Annotated in this window: 20 protein-coding genes; 15 read left to right on the top strand and 5 right to left on the bottom strand. The window is 62.6% G+C overall.

The genetic code is table 11. From position 1 onward, the window contains the following. The first annotated feature begins 12 nt into the window (after positions 1-12). The 13 genes from HAHE_RS17445 to HAHE_RS17385 all read left to right on the top strand — a co-directional run bounded on the left by HAHE_RS17445 (position 13) and on the right by HAHE_RS17385 (position 16,761). A complete protein-coding gene (locus HAHE_RS17445; protein WP_338686234.1) occupies positions 13-1,374 on the top strand; it encodes a CmpA/NrtA family ABC transporter substrate-binding protein in 1,362 nt (453 codons plus the stop codon). 174 nt (positions 1,375-1,548) lie between these two features. Further along, the gene (locus HAHE_RS17440) at positions 1,549-3,198 is read left to right on the top strand and encodes an ABC transporter permease (RefSeq protein ID WP_338686232.1); all 1,650 of its coding nucleotides are present in this window, start codon (positions 1,549-1,551) and stop codon (positions 3,196-3,198) included. 26 nt (positions 3,199-3,224) lie between these two features. Then, entirely contained in the window at positions 3,225-4,106 is an 882-nt protein-coding gene (locus HAHE_RS17435; RefSeq protein WP_338686230.1) for an ABC transporter ATP-binding protein, read from the top strand. 32 nt (positions 4,107-4,138) lie between these two features. Continuing rightward, entirely contained in the window at positions 4,139-5,011 is an 873-nt protein-coding gene (locus tag HAHE_RS17430; protein ID WP_338686228.1) for an ABC transporter ATP-binding protein, read from the top strand. 157 nt (positions 5,012-5,168) lie between these two features. After that, positions 5,169-6,935: a NirA family protein gene (locus HAHE_RS17425; RefSeq protein WP_338686227.1), complete on the top strand. Its 1,767-nt coding sequence runs from the start codon at positions 5,169-5,171 to the stop codon at positions 6,933-6,935. 20 nt (positions 6,936-6,955) lie between these two features. After that, a complete protein-coding gene (locus HAHE_RS17420) occupies positions 6,956-8,548 on the top strand; it encodes a DmsC/YnfH family molybdoenzyme membrane anchor subunit (RefSeq protein ID WP_338686226.1) in 1,593 nt (530 codons plus the stop codon). Positions 8,549-8,683: 135 nt separating this feature from the next. Then, positions 8,684-10,909, top strand: coding sequence for a multiheme c-type cytochrome (locus HAHE_RS17415; RefSeq protein ID WP_338686225.1), 2,226 nt, complete (start codon positions 8,684-8,686; stop codon positions 10,907-10,909). Between the two features lie 129 nt (positions 10,910-11,038). After that, positions 11,039-13,261: a molybdopterin oxidoreductase family protein gene (locus tag HAHE_RS17410; protein ID WP_338686224.1), complete on the top strand. Its 2,223-nt coding sequence runs from the start codon at positions 11,039-11,041 to the stop codon at positions 13,259-13,261. Positions 13,262-13,325: 64 nt separating this feature from the next. Further along, positions 13,326-13,808: an MOSC domain-containing protein gene (locus tag HAHE_RS17405; RefSeq protein WP_338686222.1), complete on the top strand. Its 483-nt coding sequence runs from the start codon at positions 13,326-13,328 to the stop codon at positions 13,806-13,808. 4 nt (positions 13,809-13,812) lie between these two features. Then, on the top strand, positions 13,813-14,979 hold the full coding sequence (locus tag HAHE_RS17400; protein WP_338686220.1) for a molybdopterin molybdotransferase MoeA: 1,167 nt from the start codon (positions 13,813-13,815) through the stop codon (positions 14,977-14,979). Continuing rightward, positions 14,976-15,455: a cyclic pyranopterin monophosphate synthase MoaC gene (moaC, locus tag HAHE_RS17395; RefSeq protein ID WP_338686219.1), complete on the top strand. Its 480-nt coding sequence runs from the start codon at positions 14,976-14,978 to the stop codon at positions 15,453-15,455. The genes HAHE_RS17400 and moaC overlap by 4 nt, the downstream gene beginning before the upstream one ends. A 30-nt stretch (positions 15,456-15,485) precedes the next feature. Then, on the top strand, positions 15,486-16,310 hold the full coding sequence (locus tag HAHE_RS17390; protein WP_338686218.1) for an NTP transferase domain-containing protein: 825 nt from the start codon (positions 15,486-15,488) through the stop codon (positions 16,308-16,310). A 16-nt stretch (positions 16,311-16,326) separates the two neighbouring features. Continuing rightward, positions 16,327-16,761, top strand: a complete 435-nt coding sequence (locus HAHE_RS17385; protein ID WP_338686216.1) for a molybdenum cofactor biosynthesis protein MoaE — start codon at positions 16,327-16,329, stop codon at positions 16,759-16,761. A gap of 4 nt (positions 16,762-16,765) precedes the next feature. Here the strand turns inward: HAHE_RS17385 and HAHE_RS17380 are convergent, their stop codons facing one another. The 5 genes from HAHE_RS17380 to HAHE_RS17360 form a co-directional block, all read right to left on the bottom strand. Next, complete coding sequence (locus HAHE_RS17380; RefSeq protein WP_338686215.1) at positions 16,766-17,374, bottom strand: lysophospholipid acyltransferase family protein; 609 nt, start codon at positions 17,372-17,374, stop codon at positions 16,766-16,768. A 3-nt stretch (positions 17,375-17,377) separates the two neighbouring features. Continuing rightward, positions 17,378-18,028, bottom strand: a complete 651-nt coding sequence (gene cmk / locus HAHE_RS17375; protein WP_338686214.1) for a (d)CMP kinase — start codon at positions 18,026-18,028, stop codon at positions 17,378-17,380. Next, positions 18,025-19,401 carry a 3-phosphoshikimate 1-carboxyvinyltransferase gene (gene aroA / locus HAHE_RS17370; RefSeq protein WP_338686212.1) on the bottom strand — a complete coding sequence of 459 codons (1,377 nt, stop codon included), beginning with the start codon at positions 19,399-19,401 and terminating at the stop codon, positions 18,025-18,027. The genes cmk and aroA overlap by 4 nt, the downstream gene beginning before the upstream one ends. Further along, positions 19,388-20,251, bottom strand: a complete 864-nt coding sequence (locus HAHE_RS17365; RefSeq protein WP_338686210.1) for a prephenate dehydrogenase — start codon at positions 20,249-20,251, stop codon at positions 19,388-19,390. Before HAHE_RS17365 ends, aroA begins: the two co-directional genes overlap by 14 nt. 74 nt (positions 20,252-20,325) lie before the next feature. Further along, complete coding sequence (locus HAHE_RS17360; protein ID WP_338686209.1) at positions 20,326-20,742, bottom strand: hypothetical protein; 417 nt, start codon at positions 20,740-20,742, stop codon at positions 20,326-20,328. 146 nt (positions 20,743-20,888) lie between these two features. On the opposite strand from HAHE_RS17360, the gene HAHE_RS17355 reads away from it, so the two are divergent. Together HAHE_RS17355 and HAHE_RS17350 are read left to right on the top strand one after the other, a co-directional pair. After that, complete coding sequence (locus HAHE_RS17355; RefSeq protein ID WP_338686208.1) at positions 20,889-21,110, top strand: hypothetical protein; 222 nt, start codon at positions 20,889-20,891, stop codon at positions 21,108-21,110. 307 nt (positions 21,111-21,417) lie between these two features. Further along, on the top strand, positions 21,418-24,852 hold the full coding sequence (locus HAHE_RS17350; RefSeq protein WP_338686207.1) for a pyruvate carboxylase: 3,435 nt from the start codon (positions 21,418-21,420) through the stop codon (positions 24,850-24,852). The last annotated feature ends 1 nt before the right edge of the window (position 24,853 follow it).

The raw sequence follows: 24,853 nt of genomic DNA, 5'->3' as shown, positions 1-24,853 counted from the left end.
CCGTCAATTACCATGAAAATCCGCAACACAATCCTCATCACCGCATTCGCCGTGGGCTCCTCGCTCCACGCCGAGCAACTCGATGTCGAGAAGGACGAGCTCAAGTTCGGCTTCATCAAGCTGACTGACTGCGCGCCGATCGTCATCGCCAAGGAAAAGGGCTTCTTCGAGGAAGAAGGCCTGCAGGTCGAAGTGATCGCCCAGCCGAACTGGAAGCAGCTCCTCGACAACGTCATCACCGGCGAACTCGACGGCGCCCACATGCTGTCGGGCCAGCCGATCGCCGCAACCATCGGCTTCGGCACGAAGGCCCACATCGTCACTCCCTACACTCTCGACCTCAACGGCAACGGCATCACCGTTTCCAACGCGATCTGGGAGCAGATGCAGGAGAATGACGAGTCGCTCGACACACCGACTCCGAAGCACCCGATCACCGCCGACTCGCTCAAGCCGATCGTCGAGGAAGCCAAGGAAGACGGCAAGAAGCTGCCGATGGGCATGGTCTTCCCCGTCTCCACCCACAACTACGAGATCCGCTACTGGCTGGCCGCGGCGGGCATCAACCCGGGGATGTACACCTCGACCGACCTGAAGGGCTTCACCGACGGCGACATCGAGCTTTCCACCACCCCACCGCCGCAAATGCCGGCCACGCTCGAGTCGGGCAAGAACGTCGCCTACTGCGTCGGTGAGCCGTGGAACCAGCAGGCCGTCGCGAAGGGTATCGGCGTCCCGGTGACCACCAACTACGACATCTGGAAGAACAATCCGGAGAAGGTTTTCGGCGTCACCAAGGCCTGGGCCGACGAGAATCCGAACACCCTGATCGCAGTTACCAAGGCGTTGATCAAAGCCGGCAAGTGGCTGGACGCGCAAGAGGACGGCAAGCTCGTCAATCGCGAGGAAGCCTGCCGCATCCTGTCGCAGCCGAACTACGTCGGGGCTGATTTCGACGTCATCAAGAACTCGATGACCGGCTACTTCTACTTCCAGAAGACCGACAAGCGGGAGATGCCCGACTTCAACGTGTTCTTCAAATACAAGGCCTCCTACCCCTACTTCTCGGACGGTGTCTGGTTCCTGACCCAGATGCGCCGCTGGGGCCAGATCACCGAAGCCAAGCCTGCCTCCTGGTATCACGACACCGCCAAGAGCGTTTACCTACCGGAGGTTTACATGGCCGCTGCCAAGCACCTGATCGAGGAAGGCTCGCTCAGCGCCGATGAGATTCCTTCCGATGACTTCGACGGCTACAAGGAGCCGACCGACGAGTTCATCGACGGCATTCTCTACGACGGCAAGAAGCCGATCGAATACCTGAACAGCCACAAGATCGGCAACAAGGACGACCCGTCCCTGTCAGCCAGCTGAACTCATCACCCGACCCCCTTGAACACGACCCGGAGGCCCGAGCGGCCTCCGGGTCCACTCGCATCATGAGCGCCGCTCATCCGGAACAGGCGCATTAATAAACCCCGCCGTTGCACGGGCGAGCAAAGCTGGCACGCACACGGCTTATCTGAATCCGTCCAACAACTCACCACCATGGCTGATTCGACCAAAGACAAGATCAAGTACGGGCTGCTGAAGGGCATCGACGTCAGCGGCTTCAAGGTCCTCGACCCGCCCGTCCGGCTGCTTTTCGGCGAAGAGCCGCGCAAGCAGGTCCAGGATATCGCGAAGTACATGCTGCTGCCGATCGTGTTTGTCCTCGTCTGCCTCGCGGTCTGGACCGTGATGGGACCGAATCACAAAACGAAGTCGGGCGAAGTGCCGACACCGGCCCGGGTGATGACTGCCTATCAGGACAATGTCCGGTTCGATGAAAGGCAGCAGGAGAAAGCCGATGACTTCATTGTCGCTGGCACGGAGAGGGAGGAAACCCTCGCCGAAACCCAGGCCGAACTTGCGAGACTTGAAGAGGAAGCAGGGCGGCTTGCGAAAGAGTCAGCTTCCGTCGCCGCCGAAGCGAAGCTTGAGACCGAAAGCAAACTCTCTCCCCTGAAGGCCAACCTCGACGAACTCAAGGCCGTGCACAAGGCGGCGGAAGACACCCGCGATGCCGAAATGGAGAAGCTCGCGGAAGCCGTCGTGGCCAAAGAGGCCCAACCCGAGCAACTGGTGGCCCTTCTTCGCCAAAACGAGGCTATCGAAGATGCCGAAAAGGAAAAGGAGGATCTGATCAAGGACCAGATCGACGAGGTTCTCGCCAACCCGCCAAGCGAGGTGAAGGAGGCCCAGATGGCGGCCAACCGCGTCGCTGACGAAGTCCAGCACTACAAGAAGCGGATCGCCATCCTCACCAACGAGAACCGCAACGTGAAGGAGGCCGAGTACCTCGCCAAGGTCGAGGAAGGCACCGCCGGGCTCGCTACGGCGGAGGACCCGAAGAAAGTGGTTCGGGAGGCGAAATCGATCGCCAAAAACGCCGAACGAGCCGAAGACGCCAAGACCCAGACGTATCCGCGGACCGCCACCATCTTCTGGCAGACCAAGCGCTCGATCGCGACCGTCTTCGTCGGTTTCCTGCTCGCCGCCGCGCTGGCGATTCCGATCGGCATCATGTGCGGACTCAACCGCATCGTGATGGCCTGCCTCACGCCGATCATCTCGATCTTCCGACCCGTTTCTCCCGTCGTCTGGTTGCTGATCTTCCAGATCATCATCGGAGCCTTTTTCCCCGATCCGGAGACTCATCCGCTCTTCGTCACCCTGAACAACGACAAGTGGTTCGGCTGGATCGTCAATCCGATCGCCTTCCTGCAGACGAATCCGGCGATGATCTTCTCCGCCTGCACGGTGGCGATGTGCGCCCTCTGGCCCGCGCTGGTGAACACCGCGCTCGGCGTGTCGTCGATCGACAAGGATCACCTCAACGTCGCCAACGTCCTGCGACTCGGTTTCTGGTCGCGTCTGTTCAAGATCATCATCCCGTCCTCGCTGCCGCTCGTCTTCGCCGGCCTGCGGATCTCGCTCGGAGTCGGCTGGATGGTCCTGATTGCCGCCGAGGCGCTGTCGTCTTCCGACGGTCTGGGCAAGTTCGTCTGGGACGAATACCAGAACGGTTCGTCGCAGTCGTTCGCGAACATCATCCTGGCATGCTTCGTGGTAGGGATCATCGGCTTCTTCCTCGATCGCATCATGATCTTCCTCCAGCGCCTTGTGTCGTTCGACGATGGCAGCGCGACCGCCTGATCCCGCAGCAACTCACCCGCAGTTCCATGTCATTCCTCGAACTGAACAACGCATCGATCGCCTTCGGCCCCGCCGGCAATCGCACCGAGGTGCTCTCCGACATCAACCTCTCGGTTGCGGAGAACGAATTCGTGGCGGTCATCGGGTTCTCGGGCTCGGGCAAGTCGACCTTGGTCAATATGCTTTCCGGGCTCCTTCCGCCGACCGGCGGCGAGGTCCGGATGGCCGGCGAGAAGGTTACCCGTCCGAGCCCGCGCCGCGGCGTGATGTTCCAGTCCTACTCGCTGCTCCCATGGCTGACGGTCTATGGAAACATCCACCTCGCGGTGAAGCAGGTGTTCCCGAAGAAGTCGAAGGCCGAGCTCCGGGAACACGTCGAGCGCTACATCGACATGGTCCACCTCACCCCGGCCCGAGACAAACGCCCGCACGAACTCTCAGGCGGCATGCGCCAGCGGGTTTCGCTCGCCCGCACCCTTTCGGTGCAGCCGGAGGTCCTGCTGCTCGATGAACCCCTTTCCGCCCTCGACGCACTGACCCGCTCGGTACTGCAGGACGAGATCCTCCAGATCTGGGAGCAGGAGAAGAAGACGGTGGTGATGATTACCAACGATGTCGATGAGGCGATCATCATGGCCGACCGCATCGTGCCCCTCACGATGGGCCCGAAGGCTACGCTTGCCGAGGCATTCCCGGTGACGCTCGAGCGACCGCGCGACCGGAGAACCCTCACCGAACTGCCTGAATACAAGCGCCTCAAGGCCGACATCACCTCTTATCTTGTCGGTCTGAACAAGGAGGCACGCGAACTGCGTGGCAGCAACATCATCGAGATGCCCGATATCGCCCCGCGCGACTTCAAGGCGCCGTCGAAAATCCGAGGCCTCAAGTGGAAGAACACCGGATGAACCCGCTCCAATTTCCCAACCGATCCAAACCGATGCGATCCGTCGAAATCTTCAACCTCGCGAAGCTCTACCCGAATCCCTACGGCGAGGACTTCAAAGCCGTCGTCGACTTCAACCTGAACATCGAGCAGGGCGAATTTGTCGGACTGATCGGCCACTCCGGTTGCGGCAAGTCGACGGTGCTCACGATGCTCGCCGGCCTGAACCCGATCTCCGACGGCGGCGTGGTTGTCGATGGTCGCGAGATCGAAGGTGCCGGACCGGACCGCGCCGTGGTTTTCCAATCCCCCTGCCTGATGCCGTGGCTCACCGCCGCCGGCAACGTGATGCTGGGCGTGAAGAACGTCTATCCCCATGCCTCGAAGAAGGAACGCCAGCAGATCGTCGAGTATGCCCTGTCGTCGGTCGGCCTCGCGGACTCGATGAAGAAGTATCCGCGCGAACTCTCGGGAGGCATGCAGCAACGGGTTGGCATCGCGCGTGCGATTGCCCTCAAGCCGAAGGTCCTCCTGCTCGACGAGCCGTTCGGCCGCCTCGATTCGCTGACCCGGATGGAGCTCCAGGACGTGATGCTGGACATCCTCAACCGCGAGAAGATCACCACGGTCCTCGTTTCCCACGACGTCGACGAGGTCGTGTTCCTTTGCGACCGGGTCGTCATGATGACCAACGGCCCGGCGGCGACGATCGGCGAGATCCTCAGCATCGACTTCGATCGCCCGCGTGACCGGGCCTCGATGCTTCATGATCCGCTCTATTTCCGCTGCCTCGACCACCTGGTGTCGTTCCTCACCGAGCGCGCCCACCTGCGGACCGAGCCCCGGATCCACGATTCGTCGAGCCTCCTGACCTTCACCGGTCGCAAGCTCGAGTCGGCCGCCGACCTCGCGCAGGCGGTCGCGTAGGGCTCCAAGGCCTGCAAACCGAAGGTTTCAGGTGATCCCGGCGGTTCCATGAGTCGCCCTCATCTTCGAAATGATCCCGTTCCCGGTGGCGCGGGGCCCGATTTCGGCCGGATCGCATGCCAGCTGCTTGGAAACGATAACCACCACTCATTCCGCCATGCGTCTCATCAGCGATTCGGGCTTCACAACCGAGCAGGAAGTTTATCTGACGGCCTTCGTCGCCGGCCTCAAGGAAGGCCGCGACCTGATGCCGCATCTCGGTCAGGACGCTGAAGGCCGCTTCACCCACGAGGAGGAAGAGACGGTTTTCGGAACCCCGGTTGACGAGCTCAGCCGCGAGGAGCGCATCAAACACGCGAAGAACGGCCTCGATTGCTACGACACGATTCTCGCCAACGGCTCCGAGAACCAATTCCCGGAAGCCGACGACGTCTTCCGCTACAAGTTTCACGGCCTGTTTTACGTCGCTCCGGCCCAGGACAGCTTCATGCTCCGCTGTCGCATCGCCGGCGGAGCATTGAGCACCTACCAGTTCCGCGGGCTTGCGGAAATGGCCCAGGACTGGGGACCTGGACACGCCGACCTGACGACGCGGGCCAACCTGCAGATCCGTGAGATCGAACCCAAGAACTGCGCGAGTGTCCTGATGAAACTCGCGGACCTCGGACTGACATCGCAGGGCTCCGGTGCCGACAACGTGCGCAACATCACGGCAACCCCGACAACCGGATTCGATCCGGACGAACTGATCGACGTCCTGCCCTACGCGAGGGCGATGCACCACTACATCCTCAAGAACCGGGACCTCTACGGCCTGCCGCGGAAGTTCAACATTTCTTACGACTCCGGAGGTGGCGTGTCGGTCTGCGCCGATACCAACGACATCGGCTTTTACGCGGTCCGTGTCGGCGAAAATGACCAAGGCGTCGAGCCCGGCGTTTACTTCCGGATGCAACTTTGCGGGATCACCGGTCATGAGCAGTTCGCCAAGGACTGCGGTGTCTTGCTCACCCCGGCCGAGACGATTCCCGTCGCAGCAGCCCTGATCCGCGTCTTCATCGAGAACGGCGACCGGACCAATCGCAAGAAGGCCCGCCTCAAGTATCTCGTCGACGACTGGGGCTTCGAAAAGACCCTTGAGGAGACGGAGAAAAAACTCACCTTCCCGCTTCGCTACTTCCCTCTCGAGAAGTGCGATGCACCGAAGCCGAAGGACAAGCAGGGCTACCTCGGCATCCACCCGCAGACCGACGGCAAGAACTATGTCGGCGTCCTCACACCGGTGGGTCGCATGACGGTTTCACAGATGCTTGCGCTGGCAGACATCGCCGACGAATTCGGCCGCGGCGAACTGCGTCTGACGGTCTGGCAGAACCTGATCATCCCCGGTATTTCCGACGACAGGCTTCAGGCCGCACTCACTGCCATCCAGGCGACGGGCCTGAGCCACAAGAACAACACCATCAAGGGCGGACTGATCGCATGCACCGGCAGCAGGGGTTGCAAATACGCGGCCGCCGACACCAAGGGCAGCGCGGTCGCGCTGGGCGACCATCTGGCCAGCAAGCTGATCCTCGACCAACCGGTGAACATCCACCTCACCGGCTGCCAGCACTCTTGCGCCCAGCACTACATCGGCGACATCGGCATGATGGGCACCAAGGTGAAGACCGACGACGGTGAATCGGTCGACGGCTACAACATCGTTCTCGGTGGTGGTGTCGACGACCAACAGGCGATCGCCCGTGAGGTTTGGAAGTCGATTCCGGCAACCGAGATCGACTCGCTCGTCGAGAAACTTCTCTGCGCCTACCTCGCGCATCGAGAGGAAAACGAATCGTTCGCCGCCTTCAGCCGTCGCCTGAGTCCGGAAGAGATCCAGTCCCTCACCGCGGAGGCGAAGACGGGAGAAGCCGCCGCCTGAATCCAGCGCAAACCCAGGTCGTGGTCAGCACCCTCCAGCCTCCGTCGAATGACAAGCCGGAATCGGCGGAGCTGAGGACGTTGATCGACCAGCTCATCGACGAACAGAAGCAGCTTCAGACGCCGGTCGCCCGCTTCTCCGAGTATCACGATCGGCTACCGGATCTCGCGGATCACTACCGCAATCTCATTCCGCTGTCGAAGCCCGGACAGGGCGAGCAGTACGCCTTCGAGGTTTCGCTCGACCGTTGCACCGGCTGCAAGGCCTGCGTATCGGCCTGCCACTCGCTCAACGGACTCGATGACCACGAGGCATGGCGCGACACCGGAACCCTCCTCGGCGGAGAGAGTTCACCGGGATGGCAGCAAACGGTCACTACGGCCTGTCACCACTGCGAGGACCCCGGCTGCCTGAACGGCTGCCCCGTCGGCGCTTACGAGAAGGAAGACGACACCGGCATCGTCCGCCACCTCGACGACCAATGCATCGGGTGCTCGTACTGCATCCTCAAGTGCCCCTACGACGTCCCCAAGTATTCCAAGAAGCGGGGTATCGTCCGGAAGTGTGACATGTGCCATCAGCGCCTGGCCGACGGCGAGGCTCCGGCCTGCGTCCAAGCCTGCCCAACAGAGGCGATCCGGATCGTCAAGGTGCCGGTCACGGGCAGAACCGGAACGCTCGCACCGCCCGGCCACTCAACCCTTTTCGAGTCAGCGATCCTCAATGGTCGATCGACCCTTCCCGGTTCCGACATCACGCTGCCCACCACGCGCTATGTCGGTCGAAACGTCCCCGCATCGGCGCACGCAGCCGATCGCGAGGCCCTTGTCCCTCAGCACGCCCACTGGCCGCTTGTCTTCATGCTGGTGCTCACGCAGGCCGGGATTGGACTGCTCGGAAGTGGTTCCCTCCGTCCGGACACCGGCCTCCTCGTCGCGGGTGCGATCCTCTTCAACCTCGGCATGGCTGCCGCGACCCTTCACCTCGGCCAGCCACTGAAAGCCTGGCGGTTTTTCCTCGGCCTCCGCACCAGCTGGCTCTCCCGGGAAATCCTCGCCTGCTCCCTTTTCGCTCCCATCCCACTGCTGCTCGCCGCGCTGCCGCTAGCTCCGGACTTCCCTTACAAGGATTCACTCTTCGGCCTCGCACGCCTTTCGGTTCTGCCGGTTGGCCTCGCCGCCGTCTTCACCAGCGTGATGATCTACCACGATACCCGTAGATCACTCTGGCTGTTCCCGCTCTCCATGCCCCGTTTCTTCGGTACAGTTTTTGCCTTCCTTGGCACCGGACTGGCGACCATCCACCCCGCATTCGGCCTCTTTGCGATCCTTGCGATCGCCGCCAAAACGCTTCCGGAATTGCTGACCATCGGCTTCGGGCTCTCGGAGCGGGCGTGGTCGCCTCTCCGTCACAGCGGCCGGCTGCTTCTCGGCCCTCTGGAACCCGTCACTCTGTGGCGGTTCGGCCTAGCGATCGCCGCCATGATTCTGGTCATCCCGGCTCCCTGGCTCGCCATCCCCATCCTGCTCGCCTCCGAGATTCTCGAGCGACAGCTGTTTTTCCAGAGCGTCCACGCCCCGAAGATGCCGGGGCACACAGGAACCTCGCACTGAGCAGGTTGCGCATCTTCAGCAAGATGCGCGGAGCTCTTGCAAATCGGTCGGCTGCGAAGTGTCGCGGCCGCATGCATCGTGCATTCGGTGGAATGGGATTCCCCCTTCCATCAGGGACCTCAACCAAACGATGCCATGCAACACGCCTTCCATCCGCTCGCGGTCGCCTCCGCCGTCGCCGGGATGTTGCTCCCGGGTGCATCGATGGCGTGGCAGACCACTCCTGTCGCCGATGACCCGGCGCTTTTCATGCCCGGATCTCAACCGGGCTCAGTCGTGCTTCCTCCCGTTTCGCAGTGCACGAATTGCCACGCTGACTTCAACCCCGTCTCGGAACCCCACCACACCTGGCAGGGTTCGATGATGGCCCAAGCGACGCGTGACCCGTTGTGGCTTGCAACGATGGCGGTCGCCGGACAGGACTCGATGTGGGCGCTGGGCAATGCCAACGCCATGGACCTCTGCCTCCGCTGTCACACGCCGACGGGCTGGCTCGGCGGACGCAGCGACCCCACCAACGGTACCGCGTTGTCCGTGTCCCTCGGTGACTTCGACGGTGTCTCGTGCGCCGCCTGCCACCACATGCTCGACCCGTTCCCCGGGCTCAACCTCCAGCCCGAGATCCCCGCGGAAACCGATCCCGACCTCATCAGCGCCGCCGCCACAACGCATGCCGCCGATATCGGGGTTCTTTCCTCACTGACGCTCTTCGACGGCAGTCCGTTTTTCAACACGACGACGTCTTTGCCGGTCAACTACGGCACGGTGACGACTGAAGAACTGACCAACTACATCGAAACCGGGGCCGGCCAGATGTTTGTCGACCCGGACACCCGCAACCGCCGGGGCCCAAGGATCGATGTGAGCACCAAGAGCCACAAATTCTACTACTCTCGCTATCACAAGAGCCGGCAGATGTGTCACACCTGCCACGATGTCTCCAACCCCGCGTTGGCCCACGTCCTGATCGGTCCCGGCACCGCCGAAACCCAGTCAGCGGCCTCGTATTTCCACGTCGAGCGAACGTCGAGCGAGTTCGAGTTGAGCGACTATGCCAATCCCGGCGGAGCGCCAACCGGCGAACCCATCGCTGCGGCAGGCGTCGCAAATGCCTCCGACTGCCAGGACTGCCACATGCCGCGCGTGCCCGGCGGCTTCGCCAAACAAGGCATCCAGACCCGGACCGATGTCGCCAGCCACCAACTCACCGGCGGCAACTACTGGATGACCCGCATTCTAGCCAGCGGCGACCCTACCGGCCCGATCCCCGACAGCTACAACCAGTCGATTCTCGACGGCACCCGGCACCCGGGCTCGGGCATCGAAGTCACCGGACTTCAAGGCGCAGGAACCGCTTTGCTCGACGGTGCGGACCGGGCCCTCGAGATGCTCGAGCAGGCCGCCACCATCGAAGTCGTCTCGGACGGCCCCGGCGAAGCCGTCCTCCGCATCGTCAACCACACCGGCCACAAGCTGATCTCCGGATTTCCCGAAGGCCGGCGGATGTGGCTCAACGTCCGCTATCTCGACCCCAGCGGGAGCATTGTCTCGGAGATCAACCCCTACAGCCCGTTGGTGGTGGGAACCGACGGGTCGGGAAACCGCACGTGGATCTCGGGGGGAGACCTGACCATCACCGACGATCCACTCGTCTATGAGGCAAAAATGGAAAGTGCCCTCACCACCGAGTCGACGACGTTCCACTTCGTTCTCGCCACGGACCGCCACAAGGACAACCGGATCCCGCCCCGGGGTTTCAGGATTGCCGACGCCTCCGCCCGCCTTTGCCAGCCCCGCTGGGATGGCGCCGATGCCCACGACTACTTCACCGCTGAGGAATACGCCGGAGGCTTCGACGAGATTCGTCTTCCCGAGCCAGACGGCAGCGCCGGATGGACCGCCACCCTCTACTATCAGTCGACATCGAAGCCCTACATCGAGTTCCTGCGCGACGAGATCAATGGTGATGCCACCACCCTCCTCGCCGTTCCTCCACCGTCCGGAGTGCCGGGCGCCTACCTGATCCAGACCGATCCCTTTTTCTCCACGCTCAAGGGATGGGGTGACGCGATTTGGGATCTGTGGCTGAACAACGAAGGTAGTCCACCGGTCGCCATGACCGTCGCGATCAGCCGTCCGCGCATCGTTTCGATGTCAATGACCGGAAGCTCGCATACCATTGACATCCATGGACTTCCGGGAATCCAGTACCAGCTCGAGTATTCCCCCGATCTGTCCCCGGATTCTTGGACGGAAGTCGGTCCCGAGCTCACCGGGGATGGCTCCGAAATGACGCTGTCAGATCCGAGCCCGCCCTCGGCCCCTGTAGGGTTCTACCGGGTCGAAGCGCACCTTCCGTAAGCGCACCAGCGCCTTGCGGACGCTCAGGATGACTCGTGCTCATGCCACCAATGACCCCGATGCGCCCCGAGCTTACCACTTTGTTCCAGCTTTGTACGCATCCTGCGGATGATTTGGAGCGCCTCGCCGATGATCGAAGAACTCCTCAAATCCCGCCAAGGACCACTGACTGAGGATCTCGTTCAGGAGCCCGGGGAGTTCGGTCTGGGAAAGGTGCCCGCCCGACTGAAGCCGGCAGCCACCACCACCTCGATCTGTGGCTACTGCGCGACCGGCTGCCAATTGAAGCTCCACCTCGATCGCGATGGCAACGCGATCAACCTCAGCCCGCAGGCCAGCTATCCGGTCAATCTCGGCATGGCCTGCCCCAAGGGCTGGCAGGCGCTCGACCCGCTGACCGCCGATGACCGGGGCACGGTGCCGCTTCTGCGCGACCCGGCCACCGGCCAGCGCAAGCCGGTGGATTGGGAAACGGCACTGGGAGTATTCGTCGATGGCTTCAGATCGATCCAAGATAAGCACGGCCGGGACGCGGCCGCCTTTCTCTCCACCGGACAGATCCCGTTCGAGGAAATGGCTTTCCTCGGCTGTCTCTGGAAATTCGGCATGGGCTTCCTCCACGGCGACGCCAACACCCGCCAGTGCATGGCCACGGCGGTCACGGCCTACAAGCAGTCGTTCGGATTCGACGCCCCGCCCGCGACCTATGCCGACTTCGAGGAAAGCGATGTGATTGTCCTCGTCGGGGCCAACCTTTGCATCGCGCATCCGATCCTGTGGCAGCGGGTCATGCGCAACCGGCGAAACCCGAAGATCATCGTCATCGATCCCCGCTCAACCGAAACGGCACAAGCCGCGAACCTCCACCTGCCGATTCGCCCGAAGGGCGACCTGCCGCTCTACTACGCGCTCGCCCACTGCATCCTGCGCGACGGACGAATCGATGAAGCCTCAGTCGCGCGGACCGAGGGCTACGCGGAGTTCGCCGAATTCGTGAAGGCCTTCACCCCGCAATCGGTCTCGGACGTCACCGGGATCGCCGCCGAGACCATCGAACAACTCGCCGCCACCGTCTCCGAGCCGGGCAAGCGGGTCTCGTGGTGGTGGACGATGGGCGTCAACCAGTCCCATGAAGGCGTCCGGACCGCACAGGCGATCATCAATCTCTGCCTGATCACCGGCAACATCGGCAGACCGGGAACCGGACCGAACTCCATCACGGGACAATGCAACGCGATGGGATCGCGCCTGTTCTCCAACACCACGTCGATGGTCGGTGGCCACGACTTCGCCAATCAAGCCCATCGCGAGAAAGTCGCCCGTCGACTCGGGATCGGCGAGGACCGCATTCCGAAGGACACCTCGCTGGAGTACGACCGGATTCTCGCCGCGGCGGAGGCGGGTGAAATCAAGGGCCTCTGGATCGTCGCGACCAACCCGTTCCACTCATGGATCGACTCCGGGCGTCTCGCCGCGCTGCGCGACAAGTTGGAGTTCCTGGTGGTGCAGGACATGTATCACTCGACCGAATCGGCCACCGAGGCCGACCTCTTCCTCCCGGCCGCCGGATGGGGCGAAAAGTCCGGATGTTTCATCAATTCCGAACGCCGGATCGGCACGATCAAGCCGGTCCGTTGGCCTCCCGGCCAGACTCTCTCCGACTTCCGGATTTTCCGCCTGATCGCGAATGCGTGGGGATGCGCCGACATGTTCTCGGAATGGACCGACACGGAGTCCGCATTCCGCATCCTGCGGGACCTGACCGAGGACCAACCCTGCGACATCACCGGTATCACGGACTACGAACACCTCGACCGCATGGGTGGAATCCAGTGGCCGTTCCCCGCGCGGACGGAGACGGGTGACGCGGACACCGAACCCGCCCCGGAAAGAAGGCTCTTCGAGGACGAAAACTACTACACCGATAGTGGAAAGGCTAAGATCCTGTTCTCACCTCCTTCGGCCCTGCCGGAACCGCCGGACACCGGCTACCCGTTCCTGATGCTGACCGGCCGGGGGACAAGCAGCCAGTGGCACACCCAATCCCGCACCTCAAAGTCCGACATCCTACGCAAGCTCTACCCAGCGGGTGCCTATGTGGAGATCCACCCGGAGGACGCGGCAGAGTTCGGCATCGAGCCGAATCAAGCGGTCAACGTGAGCTCGCGGCGAGGCACCATGACCGCCTCGGCATACCTCGCGCCGACGGTGCAGCGCGGCCATATTTTCATCCCGATGCACTATCCTGAAGTCAACCGGCTGACCCATCCGTCCTTCGATCCCCACTCGCGGCAGCCGAATTACAAGGCTTGCGCGGTGACGATCCGGCCGGCCAGTGCCGGGCACCGCTGACTCCGACGACCCAGCCGGGAGTTGAAATTCGGCCGCGGCGAACCGAGACTTTCGCGTTATGCCGATGATCCGCCACCTGTTCACGTCTCCGGGCCACAACTTCTACGGCCACCACGGGCAGGAACCAGGCAGCCATCCCATCCAGGAACATGGCGAGATCGAACTGGTCGCCGGGAAGGGCATCGTCGGCGACCGCTTCTTCGGCTGGAAAGAAGACTACAAGGGTCAGATCACCTTCATCGACATGGCCGTGATCGACCGGATCCGTGAGCATGCCGGGAATCCGGATCTGCCTGCGACCGCATTCCGAAGGAATGTCGTCACCTCGGACATCGACCTGAACGCCCTGATCGGAGAGCGTTTCCTTCTGAATGGCATCCCCCTCGAGGGCACTGAAGAATGCCGCCCCTGCTACTGGATGGACGAGGCATGCGGCAAGCCGGGCACCGAAGAACTGATGCAAGGCCATGGTGGCCTGCGGTGCCGGATTCTGGAGTCGGGCCGGCTCAGACCCGGTGCTGCCACACTTGAAACCCCGGTCTGCTGATTCGATGGATGCCTTGATCACACCTATCGAGGCGGATGCGCTGATCAGCACGTCGTTGGGCGTCCCCGGGCACGAGACCGTCCCGCTTACGGAGACACTGGGCAGAACGCTCTACGGTCCGATTGTAGCCGACCGCGATCTACCGCCCTACTCGCGGGCGATGATGGACGGGATCGCACTCGATCTCTCTGCCGCCGACCTATCAACACCCCTTGAACTCGCCGGTCTTCACGCAGCCGGCGAGCCGCCTCCCCGCCCTCTGAAGCCCGGTGAAGCATGGGAGATCATGACCGGGGCCATGGTCCCCGAAGACTGCGATACCGTCATCCCCTATGAACACCTCAGCTCCGATCACCGCTCGGTCATCGAGCCAGCAACGGCCGGGCAGTTCATTCATCGCGCCGCCAGTGATGCTCAGGCGGGAGACACCCTGGTACACGACGTCCGGCTCATCGGACCCGCGGAAATCGCGATCGCGGCGTCGGTGGGACTGACCGAGCTCAATGTCGGGATCCGCCCGAAAGTGGCACTGATCTCGAGTGGTGATGAGGCGGTTCCGATCAGCACCCGCCCCGAACCGTGGCAGATCCGGCGCTCCAACGGGGCCATGCTCGAAGCTTGGCTCAACAGAGGCGGCAACGATCCGGTGATGCACGCCCACATTCCTGATGATCCGGCATCCTGCAGCAAGACCCTCAAACAGGCGATCGACCAAGCCGATCTCATTCTGGTCTGCGGTGGCATTTCAAAGGGAAAGCGGGACTTCATCCGGCCGGTGCTCGAGGAGATCCTCGGGCCGCCCGCTTTTCATGGTGTCGCGCAGCGACCCGGCAAGCCGCTTGCCTTCTGGTCGGGCCCACCGGCGGTCTTCGCTCTTCCTGGAAACCCGGTGTCCGTGCTCGCGACCTTCGCCCGATATGTGATTCCTTCACTCGCCCAACTCGAAGGACGGGATCCGAGCGAGCGTCACCTAGCTTGTCCGCCATCGATCGAGGCCCTCCCCCGACTGACATGGCTACTGCCCCTTGGTGCGGATGGCACGCCGCTCCCCCCGAAGAACTCCGGCGACTTCATCTCGATTGCCGGCGTTGACGGATTCCTTGAGATACCTCCCGCGCCGGAGTTCGACGCCGGTCAAGCCCTGCGCCATTATCCTCTCCACATCTCATGAGCGAAGAAACGAAGCTGTCCCACATCGATGCGAGCAACCGTGCCAGCATGGTCGACGTCTCCGGCAAATCGACAACCATCCGGATCGCCACCGCCGAGGCACAGGTCCGCGTGAACGAGGCGGTCGCAGCGCAGTTCGACGGAACCGAGCTGGTCTCGAAGAAAGGCCCGGTTTTCCAAACCGCCATCCTCGCGGGGGTCATGGGAGCGAAGCAGACAAGCTCGCTCATCCCCCTGTGTCACCCACTGCCACTCGACAGTGTGAAGATCGACATCACCTTCGCCGACCGAACCGCAACCGTCCGATGCACCGCCAAGACCACCGGCAAAACCGGGGTCGAAATGGAAGCGCTGACTGGAGCCAGCGTCGCCGCCCTCACGCTCTACGACATGTGCAAGGCAGTGGATCCCGGCATCACGATTTCACAGGTCCGGCTGCTTGAGAAATCCGGAGGGAAGTCCGACTACCAAGCTTGAGCCCGCCGCATTCATCGGCAGCGAATCATCATGAAAGTCCTGATCCTCGCCGGAGGCCGGAGCAAGCGGATGGGCCGAGACAAGGCGAATATCGTCCGCCCCGACGGCACCCGACAACTCGACTACATCTTCGAGTTGGCGAAGTCGGTATCCGACGACGTGTCCCTTTCATCCAACGACCCGAGTGTCCAACTTCCCGGAATCGACTCAATCCCCGACGCACTTCCGGAGAACGGTCCGCTCGGTGCCATGTTGACCTTCGGCAGCCTCGTTGAGCACACAGGCACGGTTCTGATCATCGGCTGCGACTTGTTCCTTCTGGATCGACCAACCTTGGAAGCCCTCATTGGGGGTCATCGGCAGGACGCTTACGCCACGTGCTTTTCAAATCGCATCGACGGCCGTCCCGAACCGCTTTGCGCGATCTACTCGGAAGCGGCGCTCGACCGCCTCGACAACGTCGTCCTTGAACGTGATGGGAAGTGCGCGAGGCACTTCATCGAATCCCTGAACCCGACCCTTCTCCAGCCGCCCAATCCCGTCGCTCTCGACAACGCCAACTCCCCGCACGACTTGGACGAGGCCTTCGCGAAACTTACGCACGGCGTGACTCCCAAAACGGTCCGGATCCTCTACTTTGCCAAGTTGCGAGAGGCTCGCGGACTGGATGAGGAAGCAGTCGAAACGCTCGCATGCACCTGCGCCGGGCTCTACGAGGAACTCCGATTCAGGCACCGGCTCCCGCTCGATATCGACTCCCTGCGCTGCGCCCGCAATGGCGACTTCTGCGACTGGGACACCCTCCTCGAACCCGACGACGAGATCGTCTTCATCCCACCCGTTGCCGGCGGATAATCCTCCATTTCCACCGATGTTCGCACTCACTGCCCAACCGATCGACCCCGAAGCCATTCGCAAGAGGGTTCTCGACCCTGCCGCGGGCGGTTTCTGTTCCTTCGAAGGATGGGTCAGGAACCATCATCAGGGTCGCTCGGTCGACCGCCTCGAATACGAGGCCTATCCCGCGCTCGCCGAAAAGGAGGGACTGCGGATCCTCGCCGAAGCCAGCGAACGATTCGACATCCATCACGCGGTTTGCGTGCACCGTACCGGCACCATCGAAATCGGCGGGCTAGCCGTCGCCGTGTGCGTTTCGGCGTCGCATCGCGATGCCGCCTTCGACGCCTGCCGCTACATCATCGACGAAGTGAAAGCCCGCGTTCCGATCTGGAAGAAGGAATACTTCAGTGATGGAGAAGCCGGCTGGGTCCGCTGCGACCACTGCGCCACCCATCATCACCACTGACGGCTCACAGTTCCGAGATCGCCTGCATCAGACGATCCGCGGCCTCTTGGTAGCCGTCCTTTCCGCGGAGCTGTTTGAGATCGTCCGGAGTCAGGATGATCGGTTCGCCGATATGGAGTTCGATCCGTTCGAGCCGGATGCGACCGGATCCCCGGGGCAATGCCTCACGGGCACCGCGAATCCGGATCGGCTGGATCGGCACCGCTGCCTTCACCGCGATCAGCCCCACTCCGGGCTGCGCCTCCCCGAGCGAACCGTCCATCGTCCTTGCCCCTTCGGGAAACACCAGAACCCGATGCCCCTCCTTGAGCGTCCGGATAATCGTCTTGAGACTGCTCATGTCCGGCTTCTCCTGATCCACGGGAACCGCGTTCCACTGGCGGTAGATCCACTTGAAGATCCCTCTGAAGAGTGTCTTCCGGGCGAGGAAATGCATCTCGTCCCGGTACAATCCACCGATCAACGGAGGATCGAGAAAGCTCTGGTGATTCGACACCACCAACACCGGCCCAGTCCGGATCAGCCGCTCAAGACCGCGCACCCGGAGACCGAACAAGGTGCGGAATCCGCTTCGGAATGTCAGCCAACCCAGCCAGTAGATCCACCGCATCATCGATCAGTCCCGTTTCAGTCCCTGCTCCGAAAGGATTTCCAGAGCAGCATCGACGCCACTCTCGATCGTGTGCTTCGAGGTATCCAACACCGCGGCACCCTCGGCCACCTTCAGCGGCGCGGTCTTGCGACTGCTGTCCTCGCGGTCGCGATCATGAACTGCATCGACCTCGCCGGCCGCAACCCGGCGCTCCGCACGGACATCCGCATCGGCATCGACGTAGATCTTGAACGGGGTATCCGGAAAAACGACCGTCCCGATGTCCCTGCCCTCCATCACCAGATCGGTGAACTTGAGGAATCCTCGCTGCAAATCGACCAGCTTCTCCCTGACCTCCGGAACCGCCGAGACGAGTGACACCGAGCGATTCACCTCTTCGGTCCGCAGCTCCGGACCGAGCCGGACTCCGTCGATCGCGATCGTGGAAAGCCGGTTCTCGACTCCGCATTCGATGTCCATCTGTTCCAACGCCTTCGCGACTGCCTCGGCATCCGAGGGATCCACGCCACTCTTCAGAACCTTCCAGGTCACGGCCCGGTACATCTCGCCGGAATTGACCATGGTCAGTCCGAGTGCTTCGGAAAGCAGCCGCGCCAGCGTGCTCTTTCCGGATGCGGCGGGTCCGTCGATGGCAATGGCAATGTGTCCGCTCATGAATTCGTAGGTCGCGTTGGCAGGGCGTATTCGGCCGCATCCCGGCAACCGCGCAAAACGGCGTCGAGATGGTGGGAGAATCCGGGGTACGAGGTATTCACACAAGCGGTGTCGAGCACCCGGGTCTCCCCATCGGCAAAGAGTCCGGCGATCGCGAAGGCCATCGCAATACGGTGGTCGCCGTAGCTCCGGACCTCAGCGCCTTTCAGCGGCGCTCCACCCTCGACCTCCATTCCATCTTCGAATTCCTCCACAACACCGCCCATGGCCCGCAGGTTCTCCACGGTCGTCGCCACGCGGTCGGTCTCCTTGACCCGGAGCTCCTTCGCTTCACGGATCCGTGTCCTGCCCTTCGCCAGAGCGGCGGCTACCGCGATGACGGGAATCTCGTCGATGAGGTTGGGAATCTCAGCCCTCACGAGATCCGTTCCGGAAAGCTCCGCGCCGTGAATCTCGACATCTCCGTAGGGTTCCCCGCCTCCGGCCTCCACCGGCCGTCGGATGACGGTCGCACCCATCCGCTCGACAACGTCGAGCACCGCGGTGCGGGTGGGATTCAATCCGACATTGCGGACCACCAGACGCGCACCCGGTCGGGCCGCCGCGGCGACAACCCAGAATGCCGCGCTCGAGATGTCTCCGGGGACCCTGAACTCCCGACCTTCCGGAACCTGTCCGCCCTCGATCGAAATCACGTTGTCGGCCTCCGACAGGCTCAGCCCGAAGGCTTCGAACATCCGCTCGGTATGATCCCGGGTCACCGCCGGCTGGACCACCGTCGTCTCGCCTTCGCAGAACAGACCTGCCAGCAGCACCGCACTCTTGACCTGCGCGCTGGCCATCGGGAGTTCATAGCGGATCGGCTGAAGCTTCGAAGCGTGAATTCTCAATGGAGCGCATCCCGGCTTCGCCCCAAGGGTCTCGATCCGGGCGCCCATCAGGCCGAGCGGGTCGGTGATGCGACCCATCGGGCGGCCGGACAGCGACTCATCGCCGAAGAGTTCCGACTCGAATGATTGCCCTGCCAGCAAGCCGGCGAGAAGGCGCATGCCGGTACCGGAATTGCCGCAGTCGATCGGCTCCGCAGGAGCCTCCAGTTGCATCGCCTTGCCGTGGATCCGCATCGCCGTCGGGCCGAATCCGGGCATTTCCTCAAGGATATCGCAGCCAACCCCGCAAGCACGCACCGCCGCGAGCGTGTTCAGGCAATCCTCGCTCGGAAGAAACCCTGTGATGGTCGAGGTGCCCCGCGCCAGTCCGGCGATCATCGCCGACCGGTGGGAAATGCTCTTGTCTCCGGGGACTTCGAGATCCGCATCGAACGACCCGATCGGCCGAACCCGAAACTCGCTGATCTGCTTATTCGAACTCATCGTGCTGTTGTTCCCGGCCCGCCTGGTGCCTGTCGCGGGCAAGTTCCAGCCAACCGAGGAGCGCTTCATGGTCGCCACGCTCGAGCATGGCAAGCATTTCACCGAGCGCCTCGCCCGCCTGACGCACGGATGCCGAGACCGCCGTCGCGTTTTCCATCAGAATCTCCGCCCACATCGCCGGGTCACCACTGGCAACCCGCGTCGTATCCCTCAATCCGCCCCCGCCGAAGCGGGCATCGCCGGGAGTTTCGAGACCGACCATCGCGGTTGCGGCCGCCATCACGTGGGGAAAGTGGCTGATCCTCGCCACCAACTCGTCGTGCGCGGCCGCATCCATCCAACGCACGCGGCAACCCACTGCCCTCCAGAAGGACTCCAGACGGCCCACCGATGGATCGCCGACCTTGTCGTCATCTGTCAGAAGACACATCGCCCCATCGAACAGATCCGAGGTCGCCGAACCGATTCCCTGGGTCTCGGAGCCAGCCATCGGGTGTCCGCCGATGAATCTGAATTTCCGTCCTTCGAGGACCGAGCGAAGGCTCTGGTGGACCGCCGATTTCACGCTGCCCACATCCGTCAGCAACGCATCATCCGGCAAACCCTCGTCGATCGCCCGGGTCACCAGTTCCGGCATTACCCCGACCGGCACGCTCAGGACCACCAGATCCGCGCCAGCCACAGCCTCCTTGAGATCGGTGGTCGAGATGGCCACTCCAAGTTCACGAGCCTTCTCGACCGACTCCTCCCGTCTCGCCCACAGAGTCACCTCCGTCATGCCCTGCAGGCGGAGTGCGAGTGAGCCGCCGAGCAGACCGCCGCCGAGAATGGCGACCTTGTTGAACTCCATGGATGGCATCGGAATGCAATTGAGCCGGACTCCAGGCCCGGCTCAATCGAAACGAAAGTGGGACCTGACTAGCTTCAGGGAACGCGGAAATACTTCTTCTCGGCGGCCGGATAAGTCGGATCCGCCACCAAGGTGCCGCTCGGGATGCCCTTCACATCGATGATCTTGTTGTTGTAAGGGCTGAAGACGAAGCCGGGCTTCCCGGGAACCGGACGGGCCACTTGGTTGTTGGGCTTCGGAGCCGGCTTCGGCGGCTCGGGATCCGTCACGTTCTCAGTGATCTTCGGCGTCTCGTCCGGCTTGTCCATGGACTCGCTCGTCGTGCCTTCGTCCGGCTTGTCCGGTTGGTTGGGATCGCCAGGCGTTCCGGCCGGGTTGTTCTGCGCGACGTCCGGACCCGGAACAGGAGGCTGCTCAGGATAAGGCGTGCACGAGGCGAGGAACGCCGCCACCAGAGTCAGAGATGCCGAGGCAGGAATGACAAGTTTCATGGATCAGAAGGGATTGGGGTCGGTTGAAACCCCGCATTTCCGGGGCCGGCAATATCTTTGGACCTGCTTTCCGGAAGGTCAAGCCACGGACTGACGCGTCCTGTCACGGAGCTTGCCCTCGAACCAGCCGGAGGCATCCTAGCGCCGTGTACGAAACCCCCATCACGGTAGAAGGCCAGGTCATCCGCGTATTGAAGCCGGGACTATTCGAGGTCGAGCTGCCGAATGGGAAGCGAACCTGCGCCCATCTTTCCAAGGAGCTCGCCGCAGATGACGGCCAACCCGAAGCCGGGCAACGGGTCGGACTCGAAATGACTCCGTTCGACTTCGACACGGCCCGCATCGCCAGCATCGACACAGCCAGCTAGGCCGAAGTTTCGGGCGGGGGAACCGAACACCACCCGCCGTGGTCAAAAAAGAAGCGGCCCGGTCGATCCTCCTCTGGAAAAACCCAAAAACCAGAGGTGCTTTCAACCGGGCCGCCTGCTATTTGTCGCGACCCGCGAACCATGGCAGATTCTAGCCCCCGGTCAAGTAGCAACTTCGATTTTTTTCGCCGACCGGAAGCAAGCCCATCCGCCCGGCTCCCTCCTCCCCAGCAGATGCCCGTCTTTCCCCTTGGCCGTTTGCCCCGGTGGAATTTAGGACAGGGGCAGCATGACGCCCGAAAAACTCATGGCCGCGAACCGCGGCGAGATCGCCATCCGGATCTTCCGGGCAGCCAACGAACTCGGACTCCGAACGGTCTCGATCTACGCCGAGGAAGACCGCTTCTCCCGTCACCGGTTCAAGGCTGACGAAGCTTACCAGTTGGACTCCGAAAAAGGCCCGGTCGGCGCCTATCTGGACTACGAGGGCATCGTTGCTCTCGCGAAAGCCAAGGGTGTCACGATGATCCATCCCGGCTATGGGTTTCTCTCGGAGAACGCCGCCTTCGCCCGCGCCTGCGAACGGGAGGGCATCACTTTCATCGGCCCCTCCCCTGAGTTGCTCGAGCGGATGGGCGACAAGACCGCAGCCCGGGAGCTAGCCCAGAAGTTCGAGGTTCCGGTTCTACCCGGAACCGAGGACGCGGTCACCGATCCGGATGAAGCCGCGAAGATTGCCGAAGAGATCGGGTTCCCTCTGATCATCAAGGCCGCCTTCGGTGGTGGTGGACGCGGGATGCGGGTGGTCGACCGCCCGTCGGACCTGCGGGGCCTACTTGCGGAAGCACAGGGCGAGGCCGAGAAGGCTTTCGGAAATCCCGCCGTCTTCCTCGAGCGCTACATTTCTCGCGCCAAGCACATCGAGGTCCAGATCCTTGGTGACCGGCACGGCAACGTGGTGCATCTCCACGAGCGCGACTGCTCGGTGCAGCGACGCTATCAGAAGGTCGTCGAGATCGCGCCGTCGGTGGAACTCGACCCGGTCGTCCGTGGTGAACTGTGCGACGCCGCCGTGCGTCTCGCCAACGGCATCGGCTACAACAATGCCGGCACCGTCGAGTTCCTCTACGACATGGATCGGCAGGACTGGTTCTTCATCGAAATGAACCCGCGGATCCAGGTCGAGCACACCGTCACCGAGTGCGTCACGGGGATCGACCTCGTCCGCTCTCAGATCCTGGTAGCGAAGGACTTCAAACTCCACGAGGACGAGATCTCGATTCCCGCTCAGGATGAGATCCCGTGCAACGGCTACGCGATCCAGTGCCGCATCACGACCGAGGATCCGACCCGCAACTTCGCGCCCGATTACGGACGTATCCTCAACTATCGCTCCGCGGCCGGCTTCGGCGTCCGGCTCGATGCCGGCTCGGGAGACGCCGGTTCGGTGATCACTCCCTTCTACGACTCGATGCTCGTCAAGCTGACGACCATGGGCCGCAGCTTCGATATCGCCTGCCAGCGGATGGACCGCGCCCTCCGCGAGTTCCGGATCCGCGGCGTGAAAACCAACATCCCGTTCCTCGAGAATGTGATCGCGGATCCCACCTTCCGCTCGGGCCAGGCACACACCAAGCTGATCGACTCGAAGCCGGAGTTGCTGAAGTTCAAGCCCCGCCGGGACCGCGCCACCAAGCTGCTTGCCTATCTTTCGGACGTCACGATCAACGGCAACCCGACCGCCAAAGGCTGGAAACCACAGCAGCCGATCCCCCTTCCCCGCGTCCCCCATACCCAAAAGGACATCAGCTTCTCGGGCACCGGATCGAGGGAGCTGTTGCTGGAAAAGGGTCCGGACGAATTCTGCAAGTGGATCCGCGAACAGAAGCGCCTGCTGATCACCGACACCTCGATGCGCGACGCGCACCAGTCGCTTATCGCGACGCGGATGCGCACCACCGACATGCTGAGGATCGCGGACGCCTACACGAACGGGCTGCCCGCGATGTTCTCGCTCGAGATGTGGGGTGGCGCGACCTTCGATACCGCCATGCGCTTCCTCAAGGAATGCCCTTGGGAGAGGCTGCGGCGGCTGCGCGAGAAGATCCCGAACATCCTGTTCCAGATGCTCTTCCGCGGCTCCAATGCCGTCGGTTACTCGAACTATCCCGACAACGTCGTCGCGGGCTTCGTCAAGCACTCTGCCGACGCCGGGATGGACATCTTCCGGATCTTCGACTCGCTCAACTACCTGCCGAACATGAAGGTGGCGATGGAAGCCGCCCGCGATCACGGCAAGGTGCTGTGCGAAGCGGCGATTTGCTACACCGGTGACATCCTCGACGACTCCCGGACCAAGTTCTCGCTCGATTACTACATCTCGAAAGCCAAGGAGCTCGAGAAGATGGGAGCGCACATCCTCGCCATCAAGGACATGGCAGGCCTCTGCAAGCCTCAGGCCGCCTACAACCTCGTCGACGCGCTCAAACAGGAGATCGAGATTCCGATCCACTTCCACACCCACGACACGTCCGGACTGAACGCAGCATCGGTGATCGCGGCCGCGCGAGCGGGCGTGGACATCGTCGACCTCGCGATGGCCTCGATGTCCGGCTCGACCTCACAACCGAACCTGAATTCCGTCTGCGCGGCGCTCGCCAACTCCGAGCTCGATCCGCAGCTCGACTTCGACACGCTCAACGAGGTCTCGGACTACTGGGAAGCCACGCTCGAGCAGTACGAACCCTTCGACTCGGCTCCTCGGGCCGGCACCGCGGAGGTCTACGAGCACGAAATGCCCGGCGGCCAGTACACCAACCTACGGGAGCAGGCGAATGCGATGGGACTCGGCCACCGTTGGCGCGAGATCGCCCGCACCTATGCCGAGGTGAACCAACTCTTCGGAGACATCGTCAAGGTCACCCCCTCTTCGAAGGTCGTCGGCGACATGGCCATGTTCCTGATCACCCGGGGCATCAAGCCGGCCGACGTGACCAAGCTGAAGCCCGGTTCGATCGACTGGCCCGAGAGTGTTATCGACATGCTGGCAGGCGGACTCGGTCAACCCGACGGCGGCTGGCCCGCCGACCTGCAGAAGGTCGTGCTCAACAACAAGCCCTCGACCACCCGCCGCCCCGGCGAACTCGCCGAGTCGGTCAACCTCCGCCAGACCCGCGAAAGCCTCGCCGACCTCGTCAAGCGGGATCCGACCGATGACGATCTGTATTCCCACCTGATGTATCCCCAGGTCTTCGCCGACTTCCGGGACGTTAGGGTCAAGTACGACAACCTTAGTGGACTCCCGACACCGGCGTTCTTCTACGGCCTTTCGGCCGGCGAGGAAATCGAGGTGGAGATCGACCCCGGCAAGACCCTGTTCATCAAGCTGGTATCGATTGGCGAAGCGGACAAAGACGGCCAACGCACGCTTTTCTACGAGCTCAACGGAATGCCGCGGGAGAGCGTGGTAACCGATCGGGCCCTCGCGGCCGACGCGGGACCGGCACGCCAAAAGGGCGACGCGAACGACCCGAAACAGGTTTGCGCGCCGATGCCCGGCATGGTCACCGAGATCGCGGTCTCGCCCGGACAGGAAGTCAAGGAGGGCGAAAAACTGGTGGTACTCGAGGCCATGAAAATGCTGACCACGGTGAGCGCCACTGCGGACGGCACGGTCAAGGAGGCGTTCGTATCGAAAGGCGACCAGGTCGACAGCGACGATCTCCTCCTCCGACTTGAGTGAC

The sequence above is a fragment of the Haloferula helveola genome (assembly GCF_037076345.1).
GTDB lineage: Bacteria > Verrucomicrobiota > Verrucomicrobiia > Verrucomicrobiales > Akkermansiaceae > Haloferula > Haloferula helveola.
This window is presented reverse-complemented; position numbering and strand designations above follow the sequence as displayed.

Coding starts and splice junctions, on each gene's coding strand:
- HAHE_RS17445 (WP_338686234.1), top strand. CDS start 13: ATGAAAATCCGCAACACAATCCTCATCACCGCATTCGCCGTGGGCTCC.
- HAHE_RS17440 (WP_338686232.1), top strand. CDS start 1,549: ATGGCTGATTCGACCAAAGACAAGATCAAGTACGGGCTGCTGAAGGGC.
- HAHE_RS17435 (WP_338686230.1), top strand. CDS start 3,225: ATGTCATTCCTCGAACTGAACAACGCATCGATCGCCTTCGGCCCCGCC.
- HAHE_RS17430 (WP_338686228.1), top strand. CDS start 4,139: ATGCGATCCGTCGAAATCTTCAACCTCGCGAAGCTCTACCCGAATCCC.
- HAHE_RS17425 (WP_338686227.1), top strand. CDS start 5,169: ATGCGTCTCATCAGCGATTCGGGCTTCACAACCGAGCAGGAAGTTTAT.
- HAHE_RS17415 (WP_338686225.1), top strand. CDS start 8,684: ATGCAACACGCCTTCCATCCGCTCGCGGTCGCCTCCGCCGTCGCCGGG.
- HAHE_RS17410 (WP_338686224.1), top strand. CDS start 11,039: ATGATCGAAGAACTCCTCAAATCCCGCCAAGGACCACTGACTGAGGAT.
- HAHE_RS17405 (WP_338686222.1), top strand. CDS start 13,326: ATGATCCGCCACCTGTTCACGTCTCCGGGCCACAACTTCTACGGCCAC.
- HAHE_RS17400 (WP_338686220.1), top strand. CDS start 13,813: ATGGATGCCTTGATCACACCTATCGAGGCGGATGCGCTGATCAGCACG.
- moaC (WP_338686219.1), top strand. CDS start 14,976: ATGAGCGAAGAAACGAAGCTGTCCCACATCGATGCGAGCAACCGTGCC.
- HAHE_RS17390 (WP_338686218.1), top strand. CDS start 15,486: ATGAAAGTCCTGATCCTCGCCGGAGGCCGGAGCAAGCGGATGGGCCGA.
- HAHE_RS17385 (WP_338686216.1), top strand. CDS start 16,327: ATGTTCGCACTCACTGCCCAACCGATCGACCCCGAAGCCATTCGCAAG.
- HAHE_RS17380 (WP_338686215.1), bottom strand. CDS start 17,374: ATGATGCGGTGGATCTACTGGCTGGGTTGGCTGACATTCCGAAGCGGA.
- cmk (WP_338686214.1), bottom strand. CDS start 18,028: ATGAGCGGACACATTGCCATTGCCATCGACGGACCCGCCGCATCCGGA.
- aroA (WP_338686212.1), bottom strand. CDS start 19,401: ATGAGTTCGAATAAGCAGATCAGCGAGTTTCGGGTTCGGCCGATCGGG.
- HAHE_RS17365 (WP_338686210.1), bottom strand. CDS start 20,251: ATGGAGTTCAACAAGGTCGCCATTCTCGGCGGCGGTCTGCTCGGCGGC.
- HAHE_RS17360 (WP_338686209.1), bottom strand. CDS start 20,742: ATGAAACTTGTCATTCCTGCCTCGGCATCTCTGACTCTGGTGGCGGCG.
- HAHE_RS17350 (WP_338686207.1), top strand. CDS start 21,418: ATGGCCGCGAACCGCGGCGAGATCGCCATCCGGATCTTCCGGGCAGCC.